We start from the raw sequence: 23,611 nt of genomic DNA, 5'->3' as shown, positions 1-23,611 counted from the left end.
GCGGCTCACGCGCGGGAGGAACGGGTCAGAGCTGGTGACCCATCTTGTACTCGCCCTTCTTCCAGTCCGGCATGGACTCCTCGCCCTCGGAGGGGCGCGTGTAGGAGAAGCCGTCCGCGCCGATGGTCACGGCGAGCTCGGAGTCGTCCGTGCGGGAGACGACCTCCTGCGGATTGCCGTCCAGGTCCAGCACCAGGGAGGCCTCCGTGTACCAGGAGGGGACCACGGGGGTGCCCCACCAGTCGCGGCGCTGGTTGTCGTGGACGTCCCACGTGACCACGGGGTTGTCCGGGTCACCGGTGTAGTAGTCCTGCGTGTAGATCTCCACTCGGTGCCCGTCCGGGTCCCGCAGGTAGAGGTAGAACGCGTTGGACACGCCGTGACGGCCGGGACCGCGCTCGATCTTGTCCGACTGCCGCAGCGCACCGAGCTTGTCGCAGATGGCCAGGATGTTGTGCTTCTCGTGGGTCGCGAAGGCCACGTGGTGCATGCGGGGGCCGTCGCCGCCGGTCATGGCGGTGTCGTGCACGGTGGGCTTGCGGCGCATCCAGGCGGCGTACACCGTGCCCTGCTCGTCCTGGATGTCCTCGGTCACGCGGAAGCCCAGGTCCTGCATGAACTTGGTGGCGCGGGGCACGTCCGGGGTGACCTGGTTGAAGTGGTCCAGGCGCACCAGGGCGCCCGGGGTGTAGAGGTCGTAGCGCCACGCGAGGCGCTCCACGTGCTCCACGTCGTAGAAGAACTCGTAGGGGAAGCCCAGCGGGTCCTCCACGCGCACGGACTCGCCGATGCCCTTGGTGAACCCCTCCGCGCGGCGCTCCACGCGGCAGCCGAGCTCCTCGTAGAAGGCCACGGCCTTGTCCAGGTCCTCGGGGGTGCGCACGCGGTAGGAGAACGCGGCCACGGCGGCCACGGGGCCCTGGCGCAGCACCAGGTTGTGGTGGATGAACTCCTCGATCGAGCGCAGGTAGACGGTGTTCTCGCCCTCCTCCGTGACCGTGAGCCCCAGCACGTCCACGTAGAACTCGCGGGACTTGGCCAGGTCCGTGACCACGAGCTCCATGTACGCGCAGCGCAGGATGTCCGGTGCCGGGGCACTCGGGGTCTTGATGGGGTTGTCCGTGGTGATCGGGGCTTCCTGCGAAACGTAGAAGCCCGAGGACGTCATTGTCCGATCAGCGGGATTCGTCATGGTGTGTCCTTCGTGGTGGGAGTGACAGGGTCGTGGGGTTCTGATGGCCGTCCACTCCGCCGCGGACCGGACGGCCCGCGGCGGGGCGGGAGCGGCGTGGGACTGGCGTGGGGGTGCTGGGTGGGCGGGGCTCAGCCGTCCGTCTTGGCGGCGGCGTCCTCCTGCTTGCCGAACACCGGGTTGTGCACCTCGCCCAGGTTGATGTGCACGGCCTGCTGGTCCGTGTAGAAGTCGATCGAGCGGTAGCCGCCCTCGTGGCCCAGCCCGGAGGCCTTCACGCCGCCGAACGGGGTGCGCAGGTCGCGCACGTTGTTGGAGTTCAACCACACCATCCCCGCCTCCACGTTCTGCGCGAAGTTGTGGGCACGCTTGAGGTCGCTGGTCCAGATGTAGGCGGCCAGGCCGTACTTGGTGTTGTTGGCGAGCTCCAGCGCCTCTTCGTCCGTGTCGAACGGGGTGATGGCCACCACCGGACCGAAGATCTCCTCCTGGAAGATCCGGGCGTCCGGCTTGACGTCCACGAACACCGTGGGCGCCACGTAGTTGCCGGTCTCGAAGCCCTCGGGGCGGCCGCCACCGGCCACCAGGCGGGCCTCCTGCTTGCCGATCTCCACGTAGGACATGACCTTCTCGTAGTGCTCCGGGTGCACCAGGGCGCCCACCTCGGTGGACGGGTCCGAGGGCAGGCCCACCTTCACGCGCTTGGCCTGCGCGGCGTAGCGCTCCACGAACTCGTCGTAGATCCCGCGCTGCACCAGGATGCGCGAGCCCGCGGTGCAGCGCTCGCCGTTGAGGGAGAACACCCCGAAGATCGTGGCGTTGATCGCGGCCTCCAGGTCCGCGTCCTCGAAGACCACGGCCGGGGACTTGCCGCCCAGCTCCATGGACAGGCCCTTGAGGTACGGGGCGGCGTTGCCGAAGATGATCTGGCCCGTGCGGGACTCGCCCGTGAAGGAGATCAGGGGCACGTCCGGGTGCTTGACCAGGGAGTCACCGGCGTAGCCCTCCTCGCCGAAGCCGTTGACCAGGTTGAACACACCGGCGGGCACCCCGGCCTCCTCGAAGATCCCCGGCCACAGGGACGCGGAGAGCGGGGTGAACTCCGCGGGCTTGAGCACCACGCAGTTGCCGGTGGCCAGGGCGGGGCCCAGCTTCCAGGACTCGAGCATGAACGGGGTGTTCCACGGGGTGATCAGACCGGCCACGCCGATGGGCTTGCGGTTCACGTAGTTCACCTGGCGCCCGGGGACCTTGTAGGCGTCGTCGATCTGGGCGACGATCAGGTCCGCGAAGAAGCGGAAGTTCTCCGCCGCGCGGCGCGCCTGGCCCAGGGCCTGGGTGATGGGCAGCCCGGAGTCGTAGGACTCCATGGCGGCCAGCTGGTCACCGCGGGACTCCACGATGTCCGCGATCTTGTGCAGGATCCGGGAACGCTCACGCGGGAGCATCTTGGGCCAGGGGCCCTCCTCGAACGCCTTCTTGGCGGCGGCCACGGCGGCCTCGATGTCCGCCTTCTTGCCGGAGGCGGCCGTGATGTAGGGCTCGTTGGTCACGGGGTTGAGCACGTCGAACGTGTCCCCGTCAATCGAGTCCACCCACTCGCCGTTGATGTAGTGGCGGATGGAATCGGGAAGGTTCTCGGGCTTGGTGTCCTGCAGAGCGGCCATGGGATGACTCCTCGTATCAGTGGATTCGGTGGGTTGTCTCACGTGGTGCGCCGCTGCGCCGCACCACGGTCCTCGCGGCTGCTGAGGTAGCTGGCGAGGGTCGCGGCGCGGTGCTGGCGGACGGCACGCTCCACGGCGTCCGCCGGGGCGTGGGTCTCGATGAGGTGGAGGATGTGGTGGTGCTCGTTCACCGAGGCGCGGGCGCGCTCCGGGACGAACGAGAACGTGGAGGTCCGCAGGTGGTTGAGGCGTTCCCACTCCACCGTGACCAGGTCGTTGAGGCGTTCGTTGGGGCACCGGCACGCGAGCACGCGGTGGAACTCGTGGTTGGTCTCCGTGAACGTCTGCGGGTCGAAGTTCTTCAGCGAGGCCTCCATGGAGGCGTTGAGCTCCCGTGCGTGGGCGAGGTCCTCGGCGGTGATGTGCGCGGCGGACAGTGCGGTGGCCGCGCCCTCCAGCACCGCGAGGGTCTCCATGCTGTAGGTGTACTGCTCGCCGTTGACCATGGACACCCGCGCCCCCACGTTGCGCTCGAACGTCACCAGGCCCTCGGCCTCGAGCCGCCGGATGGCCTCCCGCACCGGCACCACGGACATGCCCAGCGTCTCGGCAATGCTCGCGAGCACCAGGCGGTAGCCCGGGGAGAACGCCTGGGACATGATCTGGGCCTTGATCCAGTCGTACGCGTGCTGCGCCTTGGAGGGTGCGGCGTTCGCGGTCAGGGGCATGCGGTCCTCGGTTCGGTTCGGGGGTCTCGGAGGTCAGGCGCGGGTCACTCGGAGGGCAGCGGGTTCTCGGCGAGCCACTGCTGGAACTTCTGCTTCCACTCCCCCGTGGGCGGGAACAGCCCGTCCACCGGGTGGCCCTCGGCCACGCGCTCGGCCACCCAGGCGTCCTCGTGCTCCTTGGCCAGGGCGTCCTGGGCCACCTCCTCGGCGAGCTCGCGCGGGATCACGACGACGCCGTCGTCGTCCCCCACGACCACGTCACCCGGGAGCACCGTGACGTTGCCGCAGGCCACGGCCACGTCCGACTCCCACGGCACGTGCCGCCGGCCCAGCACGGCCGGGTTGGGGCCCTTGCAGAACACGGGCAGCCCGATCTCCTGCACCGCCGCGTAGTCGCGGACGCCGCCATCGGTGACCACACCGGCCGCGCCGTTGTGGCGGGCCCGCAGCGCGAGGACGTCCCCGAGAGTGGCGGAACCGGTCTCCCCGCGCGCCTCGATCACGATCACCTCGCCCTCGCCCACGGCGTCGAACGCGCGCTTCTGGGCGTTGTAGCCGCCGCCGTGGCTCTTGAAGAGGTCCTCGCGGTTGGGCACGAAGCGCAGGGTCTTGGCGGTGCCCACCAGCTTGGTGCCGGGGGTCTGCGGGAAGACGTCCGCGACCACCACGTTGTTCAGCCCGCGCTTGCGCAGCTGGGCGGAGAGCCCCGCGGTGGGGGCCTTGTCGAGCTTCGCGCGCAGGGCGGGGCTGAGAGCATGCTCCGACCCCTGCTCCGGAAGACCGGCGGCCTCGCGCGAGCCCCACGCCTCCTCGCGCTGGGTGTCGTTCACGGCGGGCATCGCGCCCAGGCCCTCGTCGAAGCGCTCGTTGCCCTCGGTCACGCGGCTGAGCAGACGGCCGGACGACGGCGCTCCGGCCGCGTTCGGCGCGTCCACCTCCACCTCCACGACGTCCCCGGGCTGCGCCACCGAGGACCCGGCGGGGGTGCCGGTGAGGATCACGTCCCCCTCCTCCAGGGTCACGTGCTGGGAGAGGTCCGCCACGAACTGGGCGAGCGGGAAGATCATGTTCTCCGGGGCGGTGGTGTCCTCCTGGACCAGTTCGCCGTTGAGCCACGTGCGCACGCGCAGCTGCTCCGGGGAGACCTCGCGGGCGTCGATCAGGGAGGGGCCCAGGGAGGTGTAGCCGTCCCGGCCCTTGTTGCGCAGGTTGGAGCCCTTGTCCGCGGCGCGCAGGTCGTAGAGACCCCAGTCGTTGGAGGCGGTCACAGCGGCCACGTGGTCCCAGGCGTCCTCGAGGGACACGTTCCGGGCGGGCGTGCCGATCACCAGGGCGATCTCGCCCTCGAACGCGAGCAGCTCAGTGCCGGCGGGGCGCTCCACGGCGGCACCGGAACCGGCCAGGGAGCTCGCGGGCTTGATGAAGTAGGAGGGCACCGCCGGCTTGCGGCCGCGCTGGGCGGCGCGGGACTCGTAGGCCACGTGCACGGCGATGATCTTGCCGGGACGCACCGGGACGGGCCGCACCTCACCGGTTCCGACGGACGGGTTCTGAGCGTTGTGCACGTTCTCGGTCACGGCGAGGGCCTCCTCGGGATCATCAGAATGTTATTCGAAATCGTATATTATCCGGGTGGGGTGGGCAAGTGGCCCCGCTCACACCATTGTGCTCGGGGGGAGCCCGGAAAGTCCCGTGCGCGGCTGTTCTCGGCGCAGAACGGGCCAACCCGCCCGCACCGCGCGCTCCGGTGGCGCCGGGCGAGGCGGGCCGAGACGGCGCGGAACCCGGTCTGGAACTGCCCGTCCGCCGATTGCGGGCCGTGCGGCGTCGAACCGCGGGCGCGTGACCCCTGTTACGCGGGCCACACATCGTATATGATCTGGATTACACCTCAGGTCTCCACCGGCTCCCCGTGGCGCGGGCACCGTCGCTCGCCCCGGACAGGGCCCCCGGTCCACCCCATCGCAGAACGCAGGAGAAGGCATGCTCTTTCACCAGAACGGATACGTCTCCGAGGATCCCCGGATCGAGGAGGCGCGCGGTCACGGGATCGACCGCCCCGAGGACCTCCCGGACACCATGGACGTGCTCATCGTGGGCTCCGGCCCGGCCGGTGTGATCGCCGCGGCCCAGCTGTCCCAGTACCCGGAGGTGAGCACCCGGCTGATCGAGCGCCGCCCGGGCCGCCTGGAGATCGGCCAGGCGGACGGCATCCAGGCCCGCAGCGTGGAGACCTTCCAGTCCTTCGGCTTCGCCCAGGAGATCATCCAGGAGGCGTTCATGCTCCGCGAGATGTGCTTCTGGAACCCGGACCCCACCAACCCGCAGAACATCGTGCGCACGGGCCGCCCCGAGGACGACCCCCACGGCGTCTCCGAGTTTCCGCACATGATCGTGAACCAGGCGCGCGTGATGGACTACTTCCTGCGCTCGGCCAAGCGGGGCCCCGGGAAGATCGAGCCGGACTACGGCATCGAGTTCGTGGGCCTGGAGATCGACCAGGACCACGAGCATCCCGTGGCCGTGACCGTGCGCTACGCCGCCGGCCCCCGCGAGGGCGAGGAGCGCACCGTGCGCGCCAAGTACGTGTTCGGCTGCGACGGCGCCGCCTCCCGCGTGCGCAAGGCCATCGGCCGCAAGCTCGAGGGCCAGGGCGCCAACCACGCGTGGGGCGTGATGGACGTGCTGGCCAACACCGACTTCCCGGACATCCGCACCAAGTGCGCGATCAACTCCGTGAACGGCTCCATCCTGCTGATCCCCCGCGAGGGCGGTCTGCTGTTCCGCATGTACGTGGACCTGGGCGAGGTGCCCGAGGACGACAACCACGAGATCCGCAAGACCCCGGTGGAGGAGGTCATCCGCCGGGCGAACCAGATCATCCACCCCTACACCGTGGACGTGAAGTCCGTGGCGTGGTCCTCCGTGTACGAGGTGGGCCACCGCCTCACGGACCACTTCGACGACGTCGACACAGAGGACCGTGGCACCCGCTGCCCCCGCGTGTTCATCGCCGGGGACGCGTGCCACACCCACTCCGCGAAGGCCGGGCAGGGCATGAACGTGTCCATGCAGGACGGCTGGAACCTGGGCTGGAAGCTCGGCGCGGTGCTCTCCGGCCGCGCGGACGCCTCCCTCCTGGACACCTATTCCGAGGAGCGGCAGGTGATCGCCAAGAACCTGATCGACTTCGACCGCGAGTGGTCCACGCTCATGGCCACCCCGCAGGACAAGCTCCCGGACCCCAAGTACCTGGAGGAGTTCTACGTGAAGACGGCCGAGTTCCCGGCCGGGTTCATGACCGAGTACCAGCCCTCGCTGATCGTGGCCGGCACCGAGCACCAGGACCTCGCCAAGGGCTTCCCGGTGGGCAAGCGCTTCAAGTCCGCCGAGGTCCAGCGCGTGTGCGACGCCGTGGTGGTGCACCAGGGCCACGAGGCCACCGCGGACGGGCGCTGGCGGATCCACGTCTACGCCGACGCCGCCGTGGCCGGGGCGGACTCCCCCACCACCGCGTTCGCGGAGTGGCTGCACAACGACCCCACCTCCCCGCTCGTGGCGTTCCGCCGCGAGGGCGACGGCGAGGCCACCATCTTCGACGTGGACGTCACCTACCAGCAACCCTACGACCAGGTGGACATCAACGCCGTCCCCCGCGCCTTCAAGCCGAAGGTGGGCCCGTTCGAGCTGAACTACTGGGAGCGCGTGTACGGCGCGATCCCCGGCAACGACATCTTCGAGCAGCGCACCATCAGCCGTGACGGCGCCGTGGTGGTGGTCCGCCCGGACCACTACGTGGCCGCGGTCCTGCCGCTGGACGCCACCGCCGAGCTCGCGGAGTTCTTCGCCGGGTTCCTGCGCAGGGACTGACCCGAGCCACCAGACCGGACCCGCCGTGTCCCCTTGGGGGAGGCACGGCGGGTCCTCTCGTGGTCGGGGAGCCGCGCGGCGTCGTCGTCAACCGTAGCGCGGCCAGCCGCTCGGCCTCAGCCCTCGGCGGGGACGGAGGAGGGGTCGTCCAGGAAGGACTGGGGCGGGGCGAAGAACAGCCCGCCCGTCATGGCCGTGGAGAAGTCCAGGATGCGGTCGTAGGTGCCCGGCGGGTTGCCGATGACCATGTTCTCGAGCATGGTCTCGGTGATCGCGGGGTCTGCGGCGTAGCCGATGAAGTACGTGCCGAACTCCGCGGAGCCCACCTGGCCGAAGGGCATGTTGTCGCGCAGGATCTCGCGCTTGCGGCCGTCCACGGGGTCGAGGTCGTTGAGGGCCACGTGCGAGTTGGCGGGCTTCTGCTCGTCGGACATCTCGATGTCGTCGAGCTTGGAGCGCCCGATCACGCGCTGCTGCTCCTCCACCGAGAGGGCTTCCCACGCCTGCATGTCGTGCAGGTACTTCTGCACCAGCACGTAGCTGCCGCTGCGGTAGTCGGGATCCTCATCCCCCACCAGGGCGGCGGTGCAGGCGTCCTCCCCCTCCGGGTTGGCGGTGCCGTCCACGAAGCCCAGCAGGTCCCGCTCCTCGAAGAACTTGAAGCCGTGCACCTCGTCCTCCACGTGCACGTGTGGGCCCAGGCGCTTCATGAGGTGCTTGGCCAGCTCGAAGCACACGTCCTGCGTGCCCGCCCGCAGGTGGATCAGGATGTCTCCCGGGGTGGCCTGTGCTGAGTGGACGTCCCCGTGGAACTCCTTGAACGGATGGAGGTCTTTGGGCAGCGGCGCGTCGAAGAGTCTGCTCCAGGCGTCGTGGCCCACGCCCACCACGCACAGCAGGTCGCTGGCGGGCACCCGGAAAGAGACGGCCTTGGTGAGGTCCGAAACCTCCGTGAGCACGTCCGCCACCTCTGCCTCGGCGCCGTCGTTGACGGTGAGGACCAGGAACATGGCGGCTTTGGCCGGTGGGGCCACGATCTTCTGGGTGGGCATGGTGCCTCCTGGGTGAGCGGGTGCGCCGTGGGGACGGGTCACCTCCACACTATGCCGGGGGTTGGGCCCGCGGAGTCAGTGCGCAGCACCCGTCTCGATGAGCAGGACACCTCCCACGATCAGAGCAAGACCGGCACCCATGATCCAGGTGAGGGGCTCCTTGAAGAACACACGGCTGATGAGCGCGGTGAGCGCCACGCCGGCGGCGGCCCAGATCCCGTACGCCACCCCGAGCGGCATGCCCTCCACGAGCACGACTCCCAGCAGCGAGAACGCCACGGCGTAGCCCGCGGCCACGCCGAGCCACCAGAGCCGGCTGCCCACGCTCACCATGCGCAGGGACACGGTGCCGCCCACCTCACAGAGGATCGCGACGCCGAGCAGAACGTAGCTGAGCACGGTCACCGGGCCACCTCCGGACCCGTCGCCTCCGGCTGGGAGCGGCGCTGCGCCACCTGGGAGCCGAGCTCCACGAGGAGCACACCCACCATGACCAGGACGAGCCCGGCACCCATGAGCGGCGTGATGGTCTCCCCGTAGACGATCGAGGACAGCACCGCTGTGGCGGCCACCCCCGTGGCGCCCCAGATCCCGTACCCCACGCCCAGGGTCATGCCGTGCCGCAAGGACGCGAACAGTCCGAGGAAGGAGCCGAGGTATCCGGCCGCCACCAGGGCGTAGAACGCGGGGTTCTCCACGGCGGCTTTCAGCGCCAGCGAACCCGTCACCTCGGACGCGATCGCGGCGGTCAGGAACAGCCATTTCTGCATGGGGCGGGGATCTCCTCTGGACGTGGTGCGGTGCGGTGTGCCGGGAAGTCGTGCAAGCAGCAAGAAGTGGTGGCGGAGCGCTCAGAGCCCGCGGAACAACTCCACCACATCCGCCGCGGTGGTGTCGCGGCAGGCCGCGAAGCCCGTGCCCGCCCACAGGTTCAACCCCTCGGAGTCCGCGGACGACGCCGCCCGCAGCGGTGCCGTCATGTGGTGCACCTGGGGGTAGCCGGCCACCTGGTGCGCCGCCATGCGTTCGGTGAAGCGGTTGCGCAGCGCTCGGGCCGCCCGGCCGGAGAACGCGCGGGTCACCACGGTCTCCTTGTGCGCGCCGTCCAGCAGGGCCGCCCGGTGAGCAGGCTTGGTGCCGGCCTCCACCGCGGTGAGGAACAGGGTGCCCACCTGCACGGCCGCGGCACCCCGCGCGAGGAGGGCGGCGGCGTCGTCCCGGCCGGTGATCCCGCCCGCGGCGACGAGGGGCAGGTCGGTCAGCTCCCGCGCGGCGTCGAGGAGAGCGGCCGTGGTGATGTCCTCCGGCTGCCCGGCCTGCCCGTGGGTTGCGCGGTGCCCGCCCGCCTCGACGCCCTGCACCACGATCGCGTCCGGACGCAGCCGGGCCGCGGCCGCCACCTCGTCCGCGGACGTCGCGTTGAGCACGACGGCGCTGCCCGCGTTCCGCAGCCGGGCGACGTCGTCCGCGGTGGGCAGGCCGAACGTGAACGAGACGAGCGGGACGGGGTGGGCCGTGAGGTGGTCGAGTTTCGCGGAGTACTCGTCATCCACGTACTCGCCCGGTTCCGGGGCGGGCACGCCCAGCTCGGCGGCCACCGGCGCCAGGGCGCGGGCGTAGGCGGCGAGCGCTGCGGGGTCCGACGGGTCCCGCTCGGGGACGAACAGGTTCACGCCGAAGCGGTCCGTGTGCGCCGCGACCTCGCGGACCTCCTCCGCCACCGCCTCAGTGCTCTTGTACCCGGCGGCGAGCATGCCCAGCCCGCCGGCGCGCGCGACGGCCACCGCGAGCGCTGGCGTGGACGGCCCGCCCGCCATGGGCGCCTGCACAACGGACACGGGCAGGGTGGTCAGGGGGTTGGTCATGGCGTCTCCTTACACTGGCAGGCGTGTCCGCATCCCATGATCCCCGCCAGGCCCCCGTTCCGTCCTCTCCGCCCTCCGGCAACGACGACGCCGCCCGCCCCGTCATCAAGGTCACCGGCGTGGTCCTGCGCCGCGCTTCGGACGGCTGCGTGCTGACCGTGCGCAAGCGCGGGACCAGCATGTTCATGTTCCCCGGCGGGAAACCGGAGGCGGGCGAGAGCCCCGAGGAGACCGGGATCCGCGAGGTGCGCGAGGAGCTGGGGATCGAACTGTCCCCGGCGGACCTTGCGCCGGTGGGGGAGTGGCACAGCGACGCCGCCAACGAACCCGCGCACGGGCTGCACAGCCACGTGTTCATGAGCACGGATCCACTGACGCGGACTCCGGTGCCGGCCGCGGAGATCGAGGAGCTGCGGTGGCAATCCCTGGACGGCGTGGAGGACGTCGAGGATCTCGCCCCGCTGGCGCGCTGGTATGCGCTGCCGGCGGTGCGGGGGATGGGGTCCTAGCCGATCTGCGGATTGCCCCGGGTCTCGTGCGGACGCGAGATCTGGTCCGTGTTCTCCAACATCCGCACGCGAGCCTTGCGGCTCAAGAACTGAATGACGGTGCTGATCGTGGCAAACACGGCGGTGTACGCCGCGTAGTACCACCCGAACTCGCGGTCCGGAACGATCAGGGTGAGAAGTGCCGCGAATCCCAGGAAGACAAAGAAGTAGAGCAGCCACGTCACAACGGCCCGCCACACTGTGTGGGGAAAGTACGGATCCGCCTTCAGGATCTCCTGCCGCCGGGACTGGGCCTTTTTGGAGGCGTCCACTGAGGCCCCTCTCGCGGATACCCGCCCGAGGCCTTGTGCCTCGAAGGCCTTCGGTTCGCTCGTGGACATCACTGCTTCACCCGCTCCGGTCGTTCCACCGGGAATCTCCCGGTCTTCCACCGTCTCAGACAGCGCAGGCCCGGACAATGACCATCCGGCCACTCTCCCCCGCCGCGCGACCGGGGTGAGACGACGCGCAGGGCCGGCCGTGCGGCGTCGTCGGCGCCCACGAGGACCCCACGGCGGCGCGAGAGGCTTCGGAAGCGCCCCCGTGGGAGGCGGTCAGGCCGCGGGCGTCTCGTCCTTCCGCGCCGCCCGGCGGACCTGCAGCGCTCCCAGGAAGCCGAGCAGGATGAACCCGGTGGCGATCACGAGCGCCCACTGGGTGGCGTGGGTGAAACCGGTGGAGAGGGCGTCGATCACGTGCTGCGTCTCCGGGCCCAGGGGCTGCTGCGCGGCCTGGCCCTGCAGCTGCGGGATCATGCCGCCCGCAGACTGGCGGGTGGCGTCCGCGAGCTGGCCCGCCTGGGCGGCGTCGAGCCCGGTGGCGTCCAGTGCGGCGGGCAGGGTGAGGCTCATGGACACGGACAGCGCCGCGCCCGCGAACGCCGTGCCCAGCGCCGAGCCGATCTGGCGGACGGTGCTCTGCGTGGCGGACGCCTGGCCCGACGACGCCACGGGCACGTCCCGCAGGACCGCCCCCGTCAGCTGCGCGGAGGCCAGGCCGAGCCCCACGCCGTAGACGACGAGCGGCAGGGCGATGAGCCACGCAGAGGTGCTGGGCCCCATGACCAGCGCGAGCACGGCGACGCCCAGGACCTCCAGTCCCAGGCCGATCAGTACCGTCCCGGGAGCTCCGAACTTCGCGGCCAGGTGCCGGGCGGACGCGCCCGAGATGAACGCGCCGATGGCCATGGCCGCGAGCACCAGGCCGGACTGCATGATGTCCAGGCCCAGCACGTTGGTCAGGTACAGCGGCAGCACGAAGATGATCGCGAACTCGCCCACGGCCACCATGGCGGCCGCCAGGTTGCCCCAGGAGAACGTGCGCACCTGGAACAGGTTCAGGTCCAGCAGCGCCGAGCGGCGCACCTTCGCGCGGTGACGTTCCCACACGATGAACAGGCCGAGGGCCACGAAGCCCACCACCAGGGCGATCGCCACGATGGACACCGGCGCCGTGGCGGGCCACACCCACCCGAAGATCGAGAAGTCGGCCGTGGGGGTGAGCCAGCCGATGGCCGGGCCCTCGATGATCGCGAACACCAGCGCGCCGAACGCGATGGCGCTGAGCATGGCCCCGTCCACGTCCGCGCCGCGCGCCCGCACGTCGCTGCGGGTGTTGGTGATGCTCGTCCACCCCACCACCGCGATGACCGCGGCGAGCGGCAGGTTCACCAGGAAGATCCAGTGCCAGGACGCCCAGTGGGTCAGCGCGCCGCCCACCAGCGGGCCGATCGCCGCGGCGCCGGACATCACCGCGCCCCACACCCCGAAGGCCGGGCCGCGGTACTTACCGCGGAACAGCGCGTTCACGGTGGACAGCGTGGACGGCATGATGAACGCCGCCCCGAGCGCCTGCACCGCGCGGGACGCGATGAGCGCCCCCGCCGTGCCGGACAGCGCCGCCAGCAGACTGCCCCCGGCGAAGACCACGAGCCCCACCATGAACATGGTCTTGCGCCCCCAGCGGTCCGCGAGCTTGCCCGTGGACAGCAGCAGCGCCGCGAGCAGCACCGCGTAGAGACTGTTGACCCACTGCGCGTCCGTGAGGTTCAGGTGCAGGTCCTGGATGATCGCGGGCAGGGCGACACCCACGATCGTGCCGTCCAGCACGATCATCCCGAGCCCGGCCGCCAGCGCCGCGAGCGCGATCCAGTCCTTACGGCTCGGGGCGTCCACGGTCTCGACGCCGCTGGGGTGCGTGTCCGCCGCTGGTGTCGACGCCATGGGGGCCTCCGCTTCGTGCTGGTTCTCGGTCCGCGACCGCCCGTGCTCCACCGGGGCAGGGGGTCCGTTCCCACCCTGGCCCCGGCTGGCGGCCGGCTGGGATGGGCGAGTGTTCTCGCGGGAAGACTATCCGCTCACCGTGTGAACGTGCAGGGACCGGTGGCGGACGTCGTGATCGTCGTGTGCACGCCTCCCACCGGAGGCGGGACGTCAGGTTCGGCGCATGACCGTGGCGGAGTCCACGGTGACGTCGCCGGGACCGGGTGCGGCGGCGTCGTCGTCCGTGAGGCCGGGGAGGGCGACGTCCCAGAACGGCGTGGGCCCCGCGATCCCCAGCTCCTGGCGCGGCACGGCGTGGGTGTCCTGGGTGGGGTCGTCCACGGGGGCGCGCAGCAGGGTGGCGGTGGCCCAGCCGTGGGTGAGGAGGTAGTGGTCGCTCTCGGGCTCCTCCGGGCCGGTCTCCGCGCTGTAGGTCACCGCGATGTGCTTCTCGTCCCCGCGCCCGATCTGCGCCTGGACCGCTCCGAAGCTCGCGAGCCGGGCGGGTTTGAGCCCCCGCAACCGGTCCGGGGACACGTCCGGGACGTTGACGTTGAGGATCCACTCGTCGAACGGGCGCTGCTCCCAGCGCTCCAGTGCGTAGCGGGTGACCAGCAGGGCTGTGTCCCAGTGCTGGGGTGCACCGGAGGTGATGGACACCGCGATCCCCGGGATCCCGTGGGACGCGCCCGTGAGCACCGCGCCCACGGTGCCCGAGTGCAGAGTGGCCTTGCCCGTGTTCGCGCCCAGGTTCACGCCGGAGAGAATCATGTCCGGGCGCTGGCCGAAGGCCCCGTAGGAGGCCAGGAACGCGATCAGCGCGGGGGCGGCCTTCACCCCCACGCACTCCACGCCCTCGGGCATCCGGGGCGGTTCCGCGGGGACCAGGGCGATCCGCCCGTCGATCTCCTCGCCGGACAGGGACGAGCTGGCGCCCGAGTACTCCTCGGCGGGGGCGGCCACCTTGACACTGTGCCCGCGGTCCAGCGCGGCCTGCGCGAGCACCGACAGTCCCGGGGACGAGATGCCGTCGTCGTTGGTGACCAGGATGTGCATGGGATCCATGGTGGCACGCGGCCCGGGCCCGGACCAGGGTGGCGTCCCCTGTGACCAGGCCCGTCAGGAGAGGGTGCGCACCGTGATCTGGCGGGCAAACTTCTCGATGGTCGTGCGGTTGCCGGTGCCGAGCCCGCGGCGGGCCACGTTCAGCGCTCCCGCCGAGGCACCCAGGGCCACGGCATCCACCAGGTCCAGCCCACGGGCCAGCCCCACGGAGATGCCCGCGGTCATGGAGTCCCCCGCCCCGCGGTGGTCCAGCGGCGTGATGGACGGCGCCGAGACCTCCCGCACGGTGTCCTTCTCCACGAGCAGCGCCGGGTCCTTGGCGCGCGAGACCACGACGGCGCCCGCACCCCGTTCCACGAGCGCCCGGCCGGCGTCCACGAGGGACTCGGGGGTGTCGTCCGAGCCGAGGTCCAGGTCCCGGACCTCCTCGTGGCTGATCTTGAGCACGTCCACGTGGGCGTCCACGGCGGCCAGCGCAGGAGCGCCGCTCAGGTCCGCGACCACGGTGGTCCCCGCGTCCCGGGTGTCCCGGATGAGCCGCCCGAAGAACGACGCCGGCAGCACGTCCCCGGGTTCCGCGCCCGTGACCGTGAGGACGTCCGAGGCCAGGGCGTCCACGAACGCGGTGCCGTAGAGGTCGTCCAGCTCGTGGCGGGAGAGCTCGGGCGGGGGCATGTGGGCCACGGTCTCCCGGTCCTCACCGCGCAGGTCGTACACGTAGCCGCCGTTGCCGTACCCGTAGCGCACGGCGTTGACCTGCATCCCGAGCCCGTCCAGCATGGAGCGGATCAGGGTGCCCAGCTCACCACCGAAGGGACCGTTCACGGAGACGTCCGCGCCCAGGGAACCGGCCATGCGGGCCACCCACAGGCCCTGCCCGCCGGGGTGCATGTGCACGTCCGACTCGTGGGGGCTGCGGTTGCGGTTCGCCGCCGGCTCCGTGATCTCCGTGATCAGCAGCGGCGTGGGAACCAGGATGGACAGGCGCGGCGCGGCGCCGGAGCGGGTCTCGGTCACGAACGAAAGCTACATCACACCATCCCTGGTGAACAGCACATGGAGGTGCCACCATGGTGGGATGAATTCCACCGCACCGGTCCGCATCGTGGAGGGTCAGGCCGCGAGCGAGCACACCCTGCAGGCCCTGAGCGCGTACTTCAGCGAACTGGACCACCGGATCGACGGCGGGTTCGACCCCGAGCTCACCGAGGTCTCCGGCCCGGAGGACGTGACGCCTCCCCACGGGGACTTCTTCCTCATGACGGACCTGGTCACAGGAGCCGTGATCGCCTGCGGAGCGGTCCGGCGGATCGACGACGAGCGCGTGGAGCTGCGCCGGATCTGGGTCACCCCGGAGCACCGCGGCAGGGGCCACGCCCGCACCCTGGTCCGAGCCCTCGAGAACAAGGTGCGCTCCTTCGGTGCCAGCACGGCCGTGGTCTCCCTGAACCCGGAGATGACCGAGGGCATCGCGATGTTCCGCAACCGCGGCTACGAGCCCGTGGAGCCCTTCCACCGGGACACCACCGCCTCGGTGTTCCTGGGGCGGGTGCTGTAGGGCCTCAGTCCCGCGCGTCCCGCGTCCTCTTGTCGTTCGCCTTCTCGATGGCCTCCACCAGCTCGTCCTTGGTCATGTCCGAGCGACCCTGCACGTCCAGTTCCTGAGCGATCCCGTAGAGGTGCTCTTTGGAGGCGTTCGCATCCACTCCCCCGGCGGTGTCCTCGGAGTTGAGCCCGCCCTGCTCCGCGCTGGCGTCCGACGGGCCGTTCTCCTCCTTGGGCTCCCAGTGGTCCCCCACCTTCTCGTGGGTGTGCTTCACCGCGGCCCACGCGGTGCGGGCCGCGCGGGACTCGTCGTGGTACTCGTCCTCCGCAGAGTCGTACGCCTGCGCGAACGTGTCCTGCGCCTTCTCGTCCGAGCGCCGCAGCGTGGACGGAATCTCGTCCTGACGTGCGCGACCGTTCTTCCCCGCCTTGGGCACGGTGTCCTCCTGCTGCTGGGAACGTCTCTGGTGCTTCGATTCTAGGAACGACGACGCCGCCCGCCCCACCCTTTCGGGCCCGACGTGGCCCCCGTGCGCCTTGAGCTGAATCCACTCAACTTTGATGCCCCAACCCTTGGCACCTTGCCGGGAAGAGTGCTAATTTATGAGCAGTTGAGTCAGGGGTACTCAAGGAACGTGACGGCTCCTCGTCCACCGGTTTCACGGGGGCTCCGGGGCGCACCGCGGACGAGTCGCACAGGAAAGGAACAGCAGTCATGGCAACCTTCGATCCGTTCTCCGAGGTCCAGAACTTCGCCAACCAGGTCCTCTCCACCCGCAACGGCCTGGAGCAGATGCCCATGGACCTCTTCCGCCGGGGCTCCAACTACTACCTCGCCGCGGACCTCCCGGGCATCGACCCCACCAGCGTGGACGTGGACGTGGACGGCCAGCTGCTGACCATCCGCGCGCAGCGCCGCCTGCCCTCCGCAGAGAAGGACACCAAGTGGATCGTGCGCGAGCGCCGCAACCACTCCTTCGTGCGCCAGCTGAACCTGGGCCAGGGCATCGACACCGAGAACATCACCGCCGCGTACGACAACGGCGTGCTGACCGTGACCATCCCCGTGTCCCCCAAGTCCCAGCCGCGCAAGATCCAGGTGGCCACGGGCCAGAACCAGGACAACGTGGTGCTGGAGAACGGCCAGCAGGAGCAGCAGGCCGAGTCCAGCGAGGGCTCCGAGAGCTGACCGCCCCGGCGTCAGCCGGCACGCACTGAGTGAGCCACGAGGGCCCGCGGGAGATCCCGCGGGCCCTCGGTCACGCGCGGGGGCCTGGGACTCACCCCGCGAAGAAGAACCGGGTGAGGTGGAAGAACACCGGTGCCGCGAAGACCAGGGAGTCCATCCGGTCCAGGATCCCGCCGTGGCCCGGGATGAGCGCCCCGAAGTCCTTGATGCCGCGGTCCCGTTTGAGGCTGCTCATCACGAGCCCGCCCACGAAACCCAGCAGGCAGGACACCAGGGCCAGCACCCCGGCCTGCCACGGGGTGAACGGGGTCAGCCACCACAGCGCCGCCCCCAGAGCCGTGGCGGAGAGCACCCCGCCCACGAAGCCCTCCCACGTCTTGTTCGGGCTCACGGTGGGCGCGATCCGGTGCCGGCCCACGGTCTTGCCCCACAGGTACTGCAGGACGTCCGAGCCCTGCACCACCACGGCGAGGAACAGCAGCAGCGCGCCCGCCTCCACGCCACCGGAGCCCACGGCGGAGCCGTCCGCCGCGGCCCTGCCCTCGTGGATGGCCACGGGCAGCTGCAGCACCGCCGGGAGGTAGCTCAGGGCGTAGACGCACACCATGAGCCCCCACTGGCTCAGGGCGGCCCGGTGCAGGAACGACTCCGTGCGCCCGGACAGCGCGAGCAGCACGGGCAGGAACAGGAACGCGTACACCGGGATGAAGATGGCGAACATCCCGTACCAGTGCTCCCACACGAACCAGAAGTGCAGCGGGGCGAGAACCACCATGATCCAGCTCAGCACCCTCCGGTCCCGTTCCCCGGGCGGCAGCAGGTTGGCGAACTCCCGCAGGGCCAGCAGGGACAGGGCGAGGAACAGCAGCACCACCGCGGTCTCCCCCAGTGCCAGGCTGCCCACGAGCACCGCCACCATGATCCACCACGCGAAGATCCGCTGCCGCACGTTGAGCAGCGTGGCCCGCAGCCCTTCCGACGCCGTGCGCCGGTACATCATCTCCGCCACCACGGTGGCGAGCACCAGGAACCCCAGCAGCCCGGCGAGGAACCACCACGTGGGTCCGCCCAGCAGTCCGAACTCCACGGCGGCCTACCCCCTCTCCCGCAGTTCGCGCGCCACGGCCCGCAGCCGGGTGACCACGGTCAGCGCGCACCCCAGCGCCACGAGCACGAGCGTGACCCACAGGACGCTCCCGCGCGGCCACCCCCACCACGGCTCGGTGGCGCTCAGCAGGATCCCCGCCAGGAGCAGCCACATGCGCCGCTGCTTGGGCAGCACCCCGCCGAACTGCTGCGCGCACCCCACGCTCACACCCAGGGTCCGCACGTAGGCGGTGAGCACCGCGAGGCCCCCGGCCAGCCACCCCAGGGCAGCACCGCCCGCCACGGACGACGCCGCCCAGCCGGCTCCCGCGAGCAGGGCCAGGTCCGAGATCCGGTCCGGCACCTCGTTGTAGAGCTCCCCCGTGGGTGTGCGCAGCCCGCCCTCCACGGCGAGCATCCCGTCGAACATGTTGCACAGCAGACGCAGGGGGATGCAGAGCGCGGCGAGGACGAGCGCGAGGGTGCGGGCGGCGTCGTCCGCGTGGACCGAGACCACCAGGCACCCGCAGCCCACCAGGGAGACGAGCACCGAGGCCACCGAGATGTGGTTGGGGCGCAGTCCCGCGCGCTGCAGGGCGCCGGCGATGGCGGTGGCCCACCCGGCGGAACGCTGCGGGATGGGCCTGCGCAGGGGGTCGGTGGTGGCCATGCGGCGTCTCCTGGGGCCGTGGGGACTGTGGATCTGCGCCAACTGTGGCTCACCCGCGGCCCCGTGGTGGTTGGATGTCCACAACCGTGCCACCTCGAGTCCACCGGGAGACCACCGTGCACAGCAGAACCCCTGACGAGCCCGCGCAGCCATCACCTCCGGGCCAGGCGCGGTTGACCTGCGGGAACGAGCAACGCACCGCACTGGGAGCCACCGTGACGCACCGTGCCCACCCCCGGGGTGGTGGAGCCCGGTGAGCGCGCTGCGTGACCACGCCGTGGCCGGTGCCTGGAGCTTTGCGGAGGCCACCGCGTTCTTCGTGGTCCCGGACGTGTGGCTCTCCGCGGTCGCGGTCCGGAACCTGCCCCGCGGACTCGCGTGCGCCGCGTCGGCCACCGCGGGTGCCCTGGTGGGCGGCGCCGTGATGCACCGCTGGGGTGCCCGCGTTCCCGGTGACGACTCGGCGCGGATGCTCGCCCGGATCCCCGCGGTCTCCTCCGCGATGGTCGCGCGGGTGGAACGGGACATGGCCGCCCGCGGGTTCACGGCCGTGCTCCTGGGGCCTCTGCGGGGCACCCCCTACAAGCTCTACGCCCGCACCGCCGGGCTGCGCGGTGATCCGCTGCACCGGTTCCTCGCGTGGTCCGTGCCCGCACGGGCCCCGCGCTTCGTGGTGGTCACGGCCGCGGTCGGCGGGGTCTCCGCCCTGCACGGACGGCTCTGGCCGGACGCTCCGGAACGGGTGCGGTGGGCGATCTTCGGCACCGGGTGGACCGCGTTCTACGCGTGGTACTTCCGCACGGTGGGCCGGGAATGAGAACGGGCCCCGGGCAACGACCAGGACGGTCGGCACCCGGGGCCCGTTGAGCCGGTGCGAGGGACGCTCAGCGGCCCATCCAGCGCACCACCCGGTCGAGGTCCTCGGTGGCCCGCTTGGACCACACCATCAGGGCGTACACGTGGGGGCCGCCCTCGCACACCACGGTGGTGGTGTCCACGCCCGCGCGGACCAGGTCCGTGACGAACTCCATGGTGTCCGGGAACAGCATGTCCCGGTCCCCCTGCAGCACGAACGTGCGCGGCAGGCCGTGCACCTCACCGAACGCGGGGCTCACCATGGGGTCCGTCACCTCGCGGGTTCCGGCCCACCAGCGGCCGGCCGCGCGCGGGCCCTCGGTGTCCAGCATGTGGTCCACGGAGCGGTACTCCTCGATCTCCGGATTGCTCACTGTGGCATCGACCCACGGGGACACCAGGATGAGCCCTGCGGGCTGCTCGGCACCGGCCTCGCGCAGCCGCATGGCCTGAGCGACCGCCAGACCACCGCCGGCGGAGTCACCGGCGAGGAAGACCCGCGGGGACAGGGACCGCGCCAGGGACCACACGCCGTCGGCGAGCGCCAGGGCCTCGTCCACCGTGTGATCCGGAGCGAGCCCGTAGCCCGGCACCACCACGGTGGCCCCGGTGCGCTGCATGAGGGCGTCGATCCACCGCCAGTGCGTCCCCGTCATGGGGTGCACGTACGCCCCACCGTGCCAGTGGATGACCACCGGCGCAGCCGCACGCTCCAGGGCGGGCCTGGGACGTGCGATGACCACCGGGCGCCCGGCCACCATGACCTTCTCGAACGTCGCCCGCTTGTGCATGGACTTGTGCGGGGCGGCCTCCTCACGGGAGCTCGCCAGCGAGGCCAGCAGCTTCTGCTCGGACTCCCACACGTCGGGAAGCACCCGCAGACCCTGGTTGGTCGCGCGCAGCGCGGGATCAGCGGGCACGAGGACCACGTCCGGGGTCCCCTCCCGGGCCGCAGGGCCGTCAGCGCCCGGGGCCTCGTGGCCCGGGACGTCCGCTGCGTGACGCCCGTGGCGCCGCGCGCGGTGCTGCTCGGCCACGGTCCGCTCGTCGTCGGGCACCCCCAGGGGTGCCGACGCCGCATGGCGGGCCCCGGCCGCAGCGGCCGCAGACCCCGCGGCAGCCGAGGGCCCACCGGATGCCCGGCCCACAGGGGCGGAGTTCTCCACGGTGGCACCGGCACCTTCCGGAGCCTCGGCAGCGGCGGTTCGGCCACCCGGGCCGAGCCCACCCCCGACGGCGGACCGGTCGTGGCTCGACGCCTCCCCGCGCGCGGCCTCCTCCTCGGAAGAACCACGGTGGTGGGCGGCCACCCCGGCTGCACCTGCCGCGGCACCGGCCACGGCCGCCCCGGTGTGCTGACCCGAACCGCGGTGGCGGTGGGCCGAGTCCGCGCGGTGGCGACCCCTGGCGTGGGAGTGGCGTGCGGCGTCGTCGTCCGCGTGGTCCGCTGCGTCCGCGGTGGAGGCGGCGGTCTCGCGCAGCAGGGACTCACCCTCCACGTCCACGTGCGGCAGGATCTTGTCCAGCCAGCGCGGCAGCCACCAGGCCTTCTCGCCCAGCAGGCGCATGACCGCGGGGATCAGCAGCATCCGCACCACGAACGCGTCCAGCAGCACACCGCCCGCGAGCGCGAAGCCGATGGGCCGGATCATGGACAGCTCCGAGAAGATGAAGCCCGCGAACACGGAGATCATGATGATCGCCGCGGCCGTGACCACGGAGCGCCCGGCGCGGAAGCCGTGGACCACGGCCTGCCGCGCGGGGTGCCCGTGGACGTAGGCCTCGCGCATGCCGGAGACCAGGAACAGCTGGTAGTCCATGGCCAGACCGAACAGGATGCCGACCATCAGGGTGGGCAGGAAGCTCAGGATGGGCCCGGGATCGTGCACGCCGAACAGGGCGCCGCCCCAGCCCCACTGGTACACCGCGACCACGGCGCCCAGGGACGCCAGCACCGAGAGCAGGAAGCCCAGGGTGGCGATCACGGGGACCAGCACGGAGCGGAACACCATGAGCAGCAGCAGCAGCGAGATGAGCATGACCACGCCGAGGTACAGCGGGAGCTTCTCGCCGAGCAGCTGGGAGACGTCGATGTTCGCGGCGGTGGTGCCCGCCACGCCCACGTGGACGTCTTCCTGGGACTCCAGGTCGCCGTTGAGGTCGCGAATGCTGCCCACGAGCTCCTCGGTGGCCGCCTCGGCGGGCCCGGACTCGGGGATCACCTGGATCACCCCGGTGGCGCGGTCGTCCGTGAGCTGGCCGGGCAGCACGTTGGCCACGTCCTCCTGGGCGGCCAGCTGGTCCGAGACCACGTTGATCTTCTCCTGCGCCTCGGCCTTGCTGAGGCCCTCGGGCAGGTCCACGACGACGGCGATGGGACCGTTCTCGCCGGCCCCGAAGTCCTCCGCGATGCGCTGGTACGCCTTGTACTGCGTGCTGTCCTCGGCCTCGATGGAGGCGTCCGGCAGACCCAGGCGCATGCTCTGCGCGGGGATCGCCAGGACGATCAGCACGGCCGCGCACGCCAGCGTGGTGATCCACGGGTGGCGCAGGTGCAGGGGCACGTTGTGCTCGTCGATGCTCTCCTCGTGCGGCGCGGCGTTGCGCTGCTTCTTGGGCAGCACCCGCCGCCCGGCCAGCGAGAGCAGCGCCGGGGTGAGGGTCAGGGTCAGCAGCAGGGCCACCAGCACGGCCAGTCCTGCCGTAGTGCCCATGAGCCCCAGGAAGGGGATGCCCGTGACGTTCAGCGCCACCAGGGCCACCATCACCGTGAGCGCCGCGAAGAACACCGCGGTGCCGGAGGTCCCCACGGCCAGACCGATCGACTCGCGCACCTCCACGCCGCGGCGCAGCTGCTGGCGGTGCCGGTTGAGCACGAACAGCGAGTAGTCGATGCCCACCGCGAGGCCCAGCATCACGCCGAGCATGGGCGTCACCGACATCATGTCCACCGCACCGGAGAACGAGAGCGTGATGCAGGTGGCCACGGCCACGCCCAGCAGTGCTGTGAGCACGGGGAGCGCGGCCGGCACGAGGGCCCGCAGCATGATGAGCAGCACCAGCCCGGCCACGACCACGCCGATGATCTCCGACGGGCCCAGCAGCGCGGTGATGTCCTGCGCGATCTCCTGGGAGAACTCCACACCCACGCCGTCCACCGGGTGGGCGCGGACGGCGTCCATCACGGCGGTCTTGGTGTCCGCCTCCACCGCGTTCTGCTCCTGCGTGAAGTTGACCACGCTGATCGCGGAGTTCTGGTCCTCGGAGACCACGCGGTAGTCGCCCATGCGCTCGTAGCTCTGCTCACCCTGCTCGAGCTGGGTCTTCTGCTGCTCCAGCTGGTTCGGGTCGATCCCCTGCTGCTTGAGCACCTGTTCCGGGCTCACCCCGGGCGGGAGGCTCTTCTGCAGCTGGGCCATCTGCTTCTCGCCCTGTTCCAGCTTCTGACGGCCGTCCTCGAGCTGCTGCCGGCCGTCGTCCAGCTGCTGCTGGCGCTCGAACGGGTTGACGGTGGAGTCCACCCCGGAGACGTCCTCCGTGGCCTTCAGGGCGTCCTCGATGCCGTCCTTCTGGGCCTGGGTGAACCCCGAGCCGTCCTCGGTGTAGAACACCACCCGGCCCGTCCCCTGGTTGGCCTCCGGCATCTCCGCCTTCAGCTTGTCCGCCAGGTTCTGCGTCTCGGTCCCGGGGATCGTGATGGCGTTGCTCAGGTGCACCCCCGAGACGGCCACCCCACCCACGGCCAGCGCCAGGACGGCGAGCCACACCAGGATCACCGCCCACGCGTGAGCGGCCGAGCTCTTGCCCAGCCTGTACAGAAGTCGTGCCACGGAAGTTCTCCTACTGAGTCGTCTGTGCGGTGAAGTGTCTGGCGGGAGCGCCGCGCGGGGCGGCTGCGGATCCCGGGTGGTGCCTGTCCGGGGTGGTCCCGGTCGGTGCGCTGGTCTCGTTCGGTGCGGTGGTTCTCTGCCGCTGCGGTGGTTCTCGGGTGCTGCGGTGGTTCTCGGGCGGGGGACGA

21 protein-coding genes are annotated in these 23,611 nt (G+C 71.0%); 5 read left to right on the top strand and 16 right to left on the bottom strand.

The genetic code is table 11. From position 1 onward, the window contains the following. Window positions 1–25 precede the first annotated feature (25 nt). The 4 genes from hpaD to HMPREF2833_RS08350 all read right to left on the bottom strand — a co-directional run bounded on the left by hpaD (window position 26) and on the right by HMPREF2833_RS08350 (window position 5,164). On the bottom strand, window positions 26–1,192 hold the full coding sequence (gene hpaD / locus HMPREF2833_RS08365) for a 3,4-dihydroxyphenylacetate 2,3-dioxygenase (RefSeq protein ID WP_059281497.1): 1,167 nt from the start codon (window positions 1,190–1,192) through the stop codon (window positions 26–28). A 131-nt stretch (window positions 1,193–1,323) separates the two neighbouring features. Continuing rightward, window positions 1,324–2,859, bottom strand: a complete 1,536-nt coding sequence (hpaE, locus tag HMPREF2833_RS08360; RefSeq protein WP_070637398.1) for a 5-carboxymethyl-2-hydroxymuconate semialdehyde dehydrogenase — start codon at window positions 2,857–2,859, stop codon at window positions 1,324–1,326. A gap of 38 nt (window positions 2,860–2,897) precedes the next feature. Continuing rightward, a complete protein-coding gene (locus HMPREF2833_RS08355; protein ID WP_083310970.1) occupies window positions 2,898–3,587 on the bottom strand; it encodes a GntR family transcriptional regulator in 690 nt (229 codons plus the stop codon). A gap of 44 nt (window positions 3,588–3,631) precedes the next feature. After that, window positions 3,632–5,164, bottom strand: coding sequence for a fumarylacetoacetate hydrolase family protein (locus tag HMPREF2833_RS08350; protein ID WP_070637396.1), 1,533 nt, complete (start codon window positions 5,162–5,164; stop codon window positions 3,632–3,634). Window positions 5,165–5,570: 406 nt separating this feature from the next. On the opposite strand from HMPREF2833_RS08350, the gene HMPREF2833_RS08345 reads away from it, so the two are divergent. Continuing rightward, window positions 5,571–7,457, top strand: a complete 1,887-nt coding sequence (locus tag HMPREF2833_RS08345; RefSeq protein WP_070637394.1) for an FAD-binding monooxygenase — start codon at window positions 5,571–5,573, stop codon at window positions 7,455–7,457. A 116-nt stretch (window positions 7,458–7,573) separates the two neighbouring features. Here the strand turns inward: HMPREF2833_RS08345 and HMPREF2833_RS08340 are convergent, their stop codons facing one another. The 4 genes from HMPREF2833_RS08340 to HMPREF2833_RS08325 all read right to left on the bottom strand — a co-directional run bounded on the left by HMPREF2833_RS08340 (window position 7,574) and on the right by HMPREF2833_RS08325 (window position 10,374). Next, window positions 7,574–8,509, bottom strand: a complete 936-nt coding sequence (locus HMPREF2833_RS08340; RefSeq protein ID WP_210387055.1) for a Dyp-type peroxidase — start codon at window positions 8,507–8,509, stop codon at window positions 7,574–7,576. A 75-nt stretch (window positions 8,510–8,584) separates the two neighbouring features. After that, window positions 8,585–8,914 carry a DMT family transporter gene (locus HMPREF2833_RS08335; RefSeq protein WP_047978839.1) on the bottom strand — a complete coding sequence of 110 codons (330 nt, stop codon included), beginning with the start codon at window positions 8,912–8,914 and terminating at the stop codon, window positions 8,585–8,587. Continuing rightward, on the bottom strand, window positions 8,911–9,279 hold the full coding sequence (locus HMPREF2833_RS08330; RefSeq protein WP_070637393.1) for a DMT family transporter: 369 nt from the start codon (window positions 9,277–9,279) through the stop codon (window positions 8,911–8,913). Before HMPREF2833_RS08330 ends, HMPREF2833_RS08335 begins: the two co-directional genes overlap by 4 nt. Before the next feature lie 81 nt (window positions 9,280–9,360). Further along, the gene (locus HMPREF2833_RS08325) at window positions 9,361–10,374 is read right to left on the bottom strand and encodes an NAD(P)H-dependent flavin oxidoreductase (protein ID WP_070637391.1); all 1,014 of its coding nucleotides are present in this window, start codon (window positions 10,372–10,374) and stop codon (window positions 9,361–9,363) included. Window positions 10,375–10,397: 23 nt separating this feature from the next. On the opposite strand from HMPREF2833_RS08325, the gene HMPREF2833_RS08320 reads away from it, so the two are divergent. Then, on the top strand, window positions 10,398–10,883 hold the full coding sequence (locus tag HMPREF2833_RS08320; protein WP_083310969.1) for an NUDIX hydrolase: 486 nt from the start codon (window positions 10,398–10,400) through the stop codon (window positions 10,881–10,883). Here the strand turns inward: HMPREF2833_RS08320 and HMPREF2833_RS08315 are convergent. The 4 genes from HMPREF2833_RS08315 to HMPREF2833_RS08300 all read right to left on the bottom strand — a co-directional run bounded on the left by HMPREF2833_RS08315 (window position 10,880) and on the right by HMPREF2833_RS08300 (window position 15,265). Continuing rightward, window positions 10,880–11,194, bottom strand: coding sequence for a hypothetical protein (locus HMPREF2833_RS08315; protein WP_101888120.1), 315 nt, complete (start codon window positions 11,192–11,194; stop codon window positions 10,880–10,882). The genes HMPREF2833_RS08320 and HMPREF2833_RS08315 overlap by 4 nt on opposite strands. Before the next feature lie 282 nt (window positions 11,195–11,476). Then, on the bottom strand, window positions 11,477–13,144 hold the full coding sequence (locus HMPREF2833_RS08310) for an MFS transporter (protein ID WP_070637620.1): 1,668 nt from the start codon (window positions 13,142–13,144) through the stop codon (window positions 11,477–11,479). Window positions 13,145–13,354: 210 nt separating this feature from the next. After that, entirely contained in the window at window positions 13,355–14,239 is an 885-nt protein-coding gene (surE, locus tag HMPREF2833_RS08305; protein ID WP_070637389.1) for a 5'/3'-nucleotidase SurE, read from the bottom strand. A gap of 63 nt (window positions 14,240–14,302) precedes the next feature. Next, window positions 14,303–15,265 carry a 1-phosphofructokinase family hexose kinase gene (locus HMPREF2833_RS08300; RefSeq protein ID WP_039100720.1) on the bottom strand — a complete coding sequence of 321 codons (963 nt, stop codon included), beginning with the start codon at window positions 15,263–15,265 and terminating at the stop codon, window positions 14,303–14,305. Between the two features lie 61 nt (window positions 15,266–15,326). Between HMPREF2833_RS08300 and HMPREF2833_RS08295 the strand changes: the two genes are divergently transcribed. Beyond that, on the top strand, window positions 15,327–15,806 hold the full coding sequence (locus HMPREF2833_RS08295) for a GNAT family N-acetyltransferase (RefSeq protein WP_070637387.1): 480 nt from the start codon (window positions 15,327–15,329) through the stop codon (window positions 15,804–15,806). 4 nt (window positions 15,807–15,810) lie between these two features. On the opposite strand, the gene HMPREF2833_RS08290 is transcribed toward HMPREF2833_RS08295, so the two are convergent. Then, on the bottom strand, window positions 15,811–16,230 hold the full coding sequence (locus HMPREF2833_RS08290) for a ChaB family protein (protein WP_039100718.1): 420 nt from the start codon (window positions 16,228–16,230) through the stop codon (window positions 15,811–15,813). A gap of 278 nt (window positions 16,231–16,508) precedes the next feature. Between HMPREF2833_RS08290 and HMPREF2833_RS08285 the strand changes: the two genes are divergently transcribed. Beyond that, window positions 16,509–16,982, top strand: coding sequence for an Hsp20/alpha crystallin family protein (locus tag HMPREF2833_RS08285; RefSeq protein ID WP_070637386.1), 474 nt, complete (start codon window positions 16,509–16,511; stop codon window positions 16,980–16,982). Window positions 16,983–17,073: 91 nt separating this feature from the next. On the opposite strand, the gene HMPREF2833_RS08280 is transcribed toward HMPREF2833_RS08285, so the two are convergent. Together HMPREF2833_RS08280 and HMPREF2833_RS08275 are read right to left on the bottom strand one after the other, a co-directional pair. Beyond that, complete coding sequence (locus tag HMPREF2833_RS08280) at window positions 17,074–18,069, bottom strand: phosphatidate cytidylyltransferase (protein WP_070637385.1); 996 nt, start codon at window positions 18,067–18,069, stop codon at window positions 17,074–17,076. A 6-nt stretch (window positions 18,070–18,075) separates the two neighbouring features. Continuing rightward, window positions 18,076–18,738 (bottom strand): CDP-alcohol phosphatidyltransferase family protein, encoded by a 663-nt coding sequence (locus HMPREF2833_RS08275; RefSeq protein WP_070637384.1) that lies wholly within the window; start codon window positions 18,736–18,738, stop codon window positions 18,076–18,078. Between the two features lie 253 nt (window positions 18,739–18,991). On the opposite strand from HMPREF2833_RS08275, the gene HMPREF2833_RS08270 reads away from it, so the two are divergent. Beyond that, on the top strand, window positions 18,992–19,555 hold the full coding sequence (locus tag HMPREF2833_RS08270) for a hypothetical protein (protein ID WP_070637383.1): 564 nt from the start codon (window positions 18,992–18,994) through the stop codon (window positions 19,553–19,555). Between the two features lie 67 nt (window positions 19,556–19,622). Here the strand turns inward: HMPREF2833_RS08270 and HMPREF2833_RS08265 are convergent, their stop codons facing one another. Further along, window positions 19,623–23,423, bottom strand: coding sequence for an MMPL family transporter (locus HMPREF2833_RS08265; RefSeq protein ID WP_070637381.1), 3,801 nt, complete (start codon window positions 23,421–23,423; stop codon window positions 19,623–19,625). Window positions 23,424–23,611: the final 188 nt, after the last annotated feature.

It is taken from the genome of Kocuria sp. HMSC066H03 (assembly GCF_001812045.1).
GTDB lineage: Bacteria > Actinomycetota > Actinomycetes > Actinomycetales > Micrococcaceae > Kocuria > Kocuria rhizophila.
This window is presented reverse-complemented; position numbering and strand designations above follow the sequence as displayed.

Excerpts from the sequence above, each read along its gene's own strand:
- hpaD (WP_059281497.1), bottom strand. The coding sequence starts at position 1,192 with ATGACGAATCCCGCTGATCGGACAATGACGTCCTCGGGCTTCTACGTT.
- hpaE (WP_070637398.1), bottom strand. The coding sequence starts at position 2,859 with ATGGCCGCTCTGCAGGACACCAAGCCCGAGAACCTTCCCGATTCCATC.
- HMPREF2833_RS08355 (WP_083310970.1), bottom strand. The coding sequence starts at position 3,587 with ATGCCCCTGACCGCGAACGCCGCACCCTCCAAGGCGCAGCACGCGTAC.
- HMPREF2833_RS08345 (WP_070637394.1), top strand. The coding sequence starts at position 5,571 with ATGCTCTTTCACCAGAACGGATACGTCTCCGAGGATCCCCGGATCGAG.
- HMPREF2833_RS08340 (WP_210387055.1), bottom strand. The coding sequence starts at position 8,509 with ATGCCCACCCAGAAGATCGTGGCCCCACCGGCCAAAGCCGCCATGTTC.
- HMPREF2833_RS08330 (WP_070637393.1), bottom strand. The coding sequence starts at position 9,279 with ATGCAGAAATGGCTGTTCCTGACCGCCGCGATCGCGTCCGAGGTGACG.
- HMPREF2833_RS08325 (WP_070637391.1), bottom strand. The coding sequence starts at position 10,374 with ATGACCAACCCCCTGACCACCCTGCCCGTGTCCGTTGTGCAGGCGCCC.
- HMPREF2833_RS08310 (WP_070637620.1), bottom strand. The coding sequence starts at position 13,144 with ATGGCGTCGACACCAGCGGCGGACACGCACCCCAGCGGCGTCGAGACC.
- surE (WP_070637389.1), bottom strand. The coding sequence starts at position 14,239 with ATGCACATCCTGGTCACCAACGACGACGGCATCTCGTCCCCGGGACTG.
- HMPREF2833_RS08295 (WP_070637387.1), top strand. The coding sequence starts at position 15,327 with ATGAATTCCACCGCACCGGTCCGCATCGTGGAGGGTCAGGCCGCGAGC.
- HMPREF2833_RS08285 (WP_070637386.1), top strand. The coding sequence starts at position 16,509 with ATGGCAACCTTCGATCCGTTCTCCGAGGTCCAGAACTTCGCCAACCAG.
- HMPREF2833_RS08275 (WP_070637384.1), bottom strand. The coding sequence starts at position 18,738 with ATGGCCACCACCGACCCCCTGCGCAGGCCCATCCCGCAGCGTTCCGCC.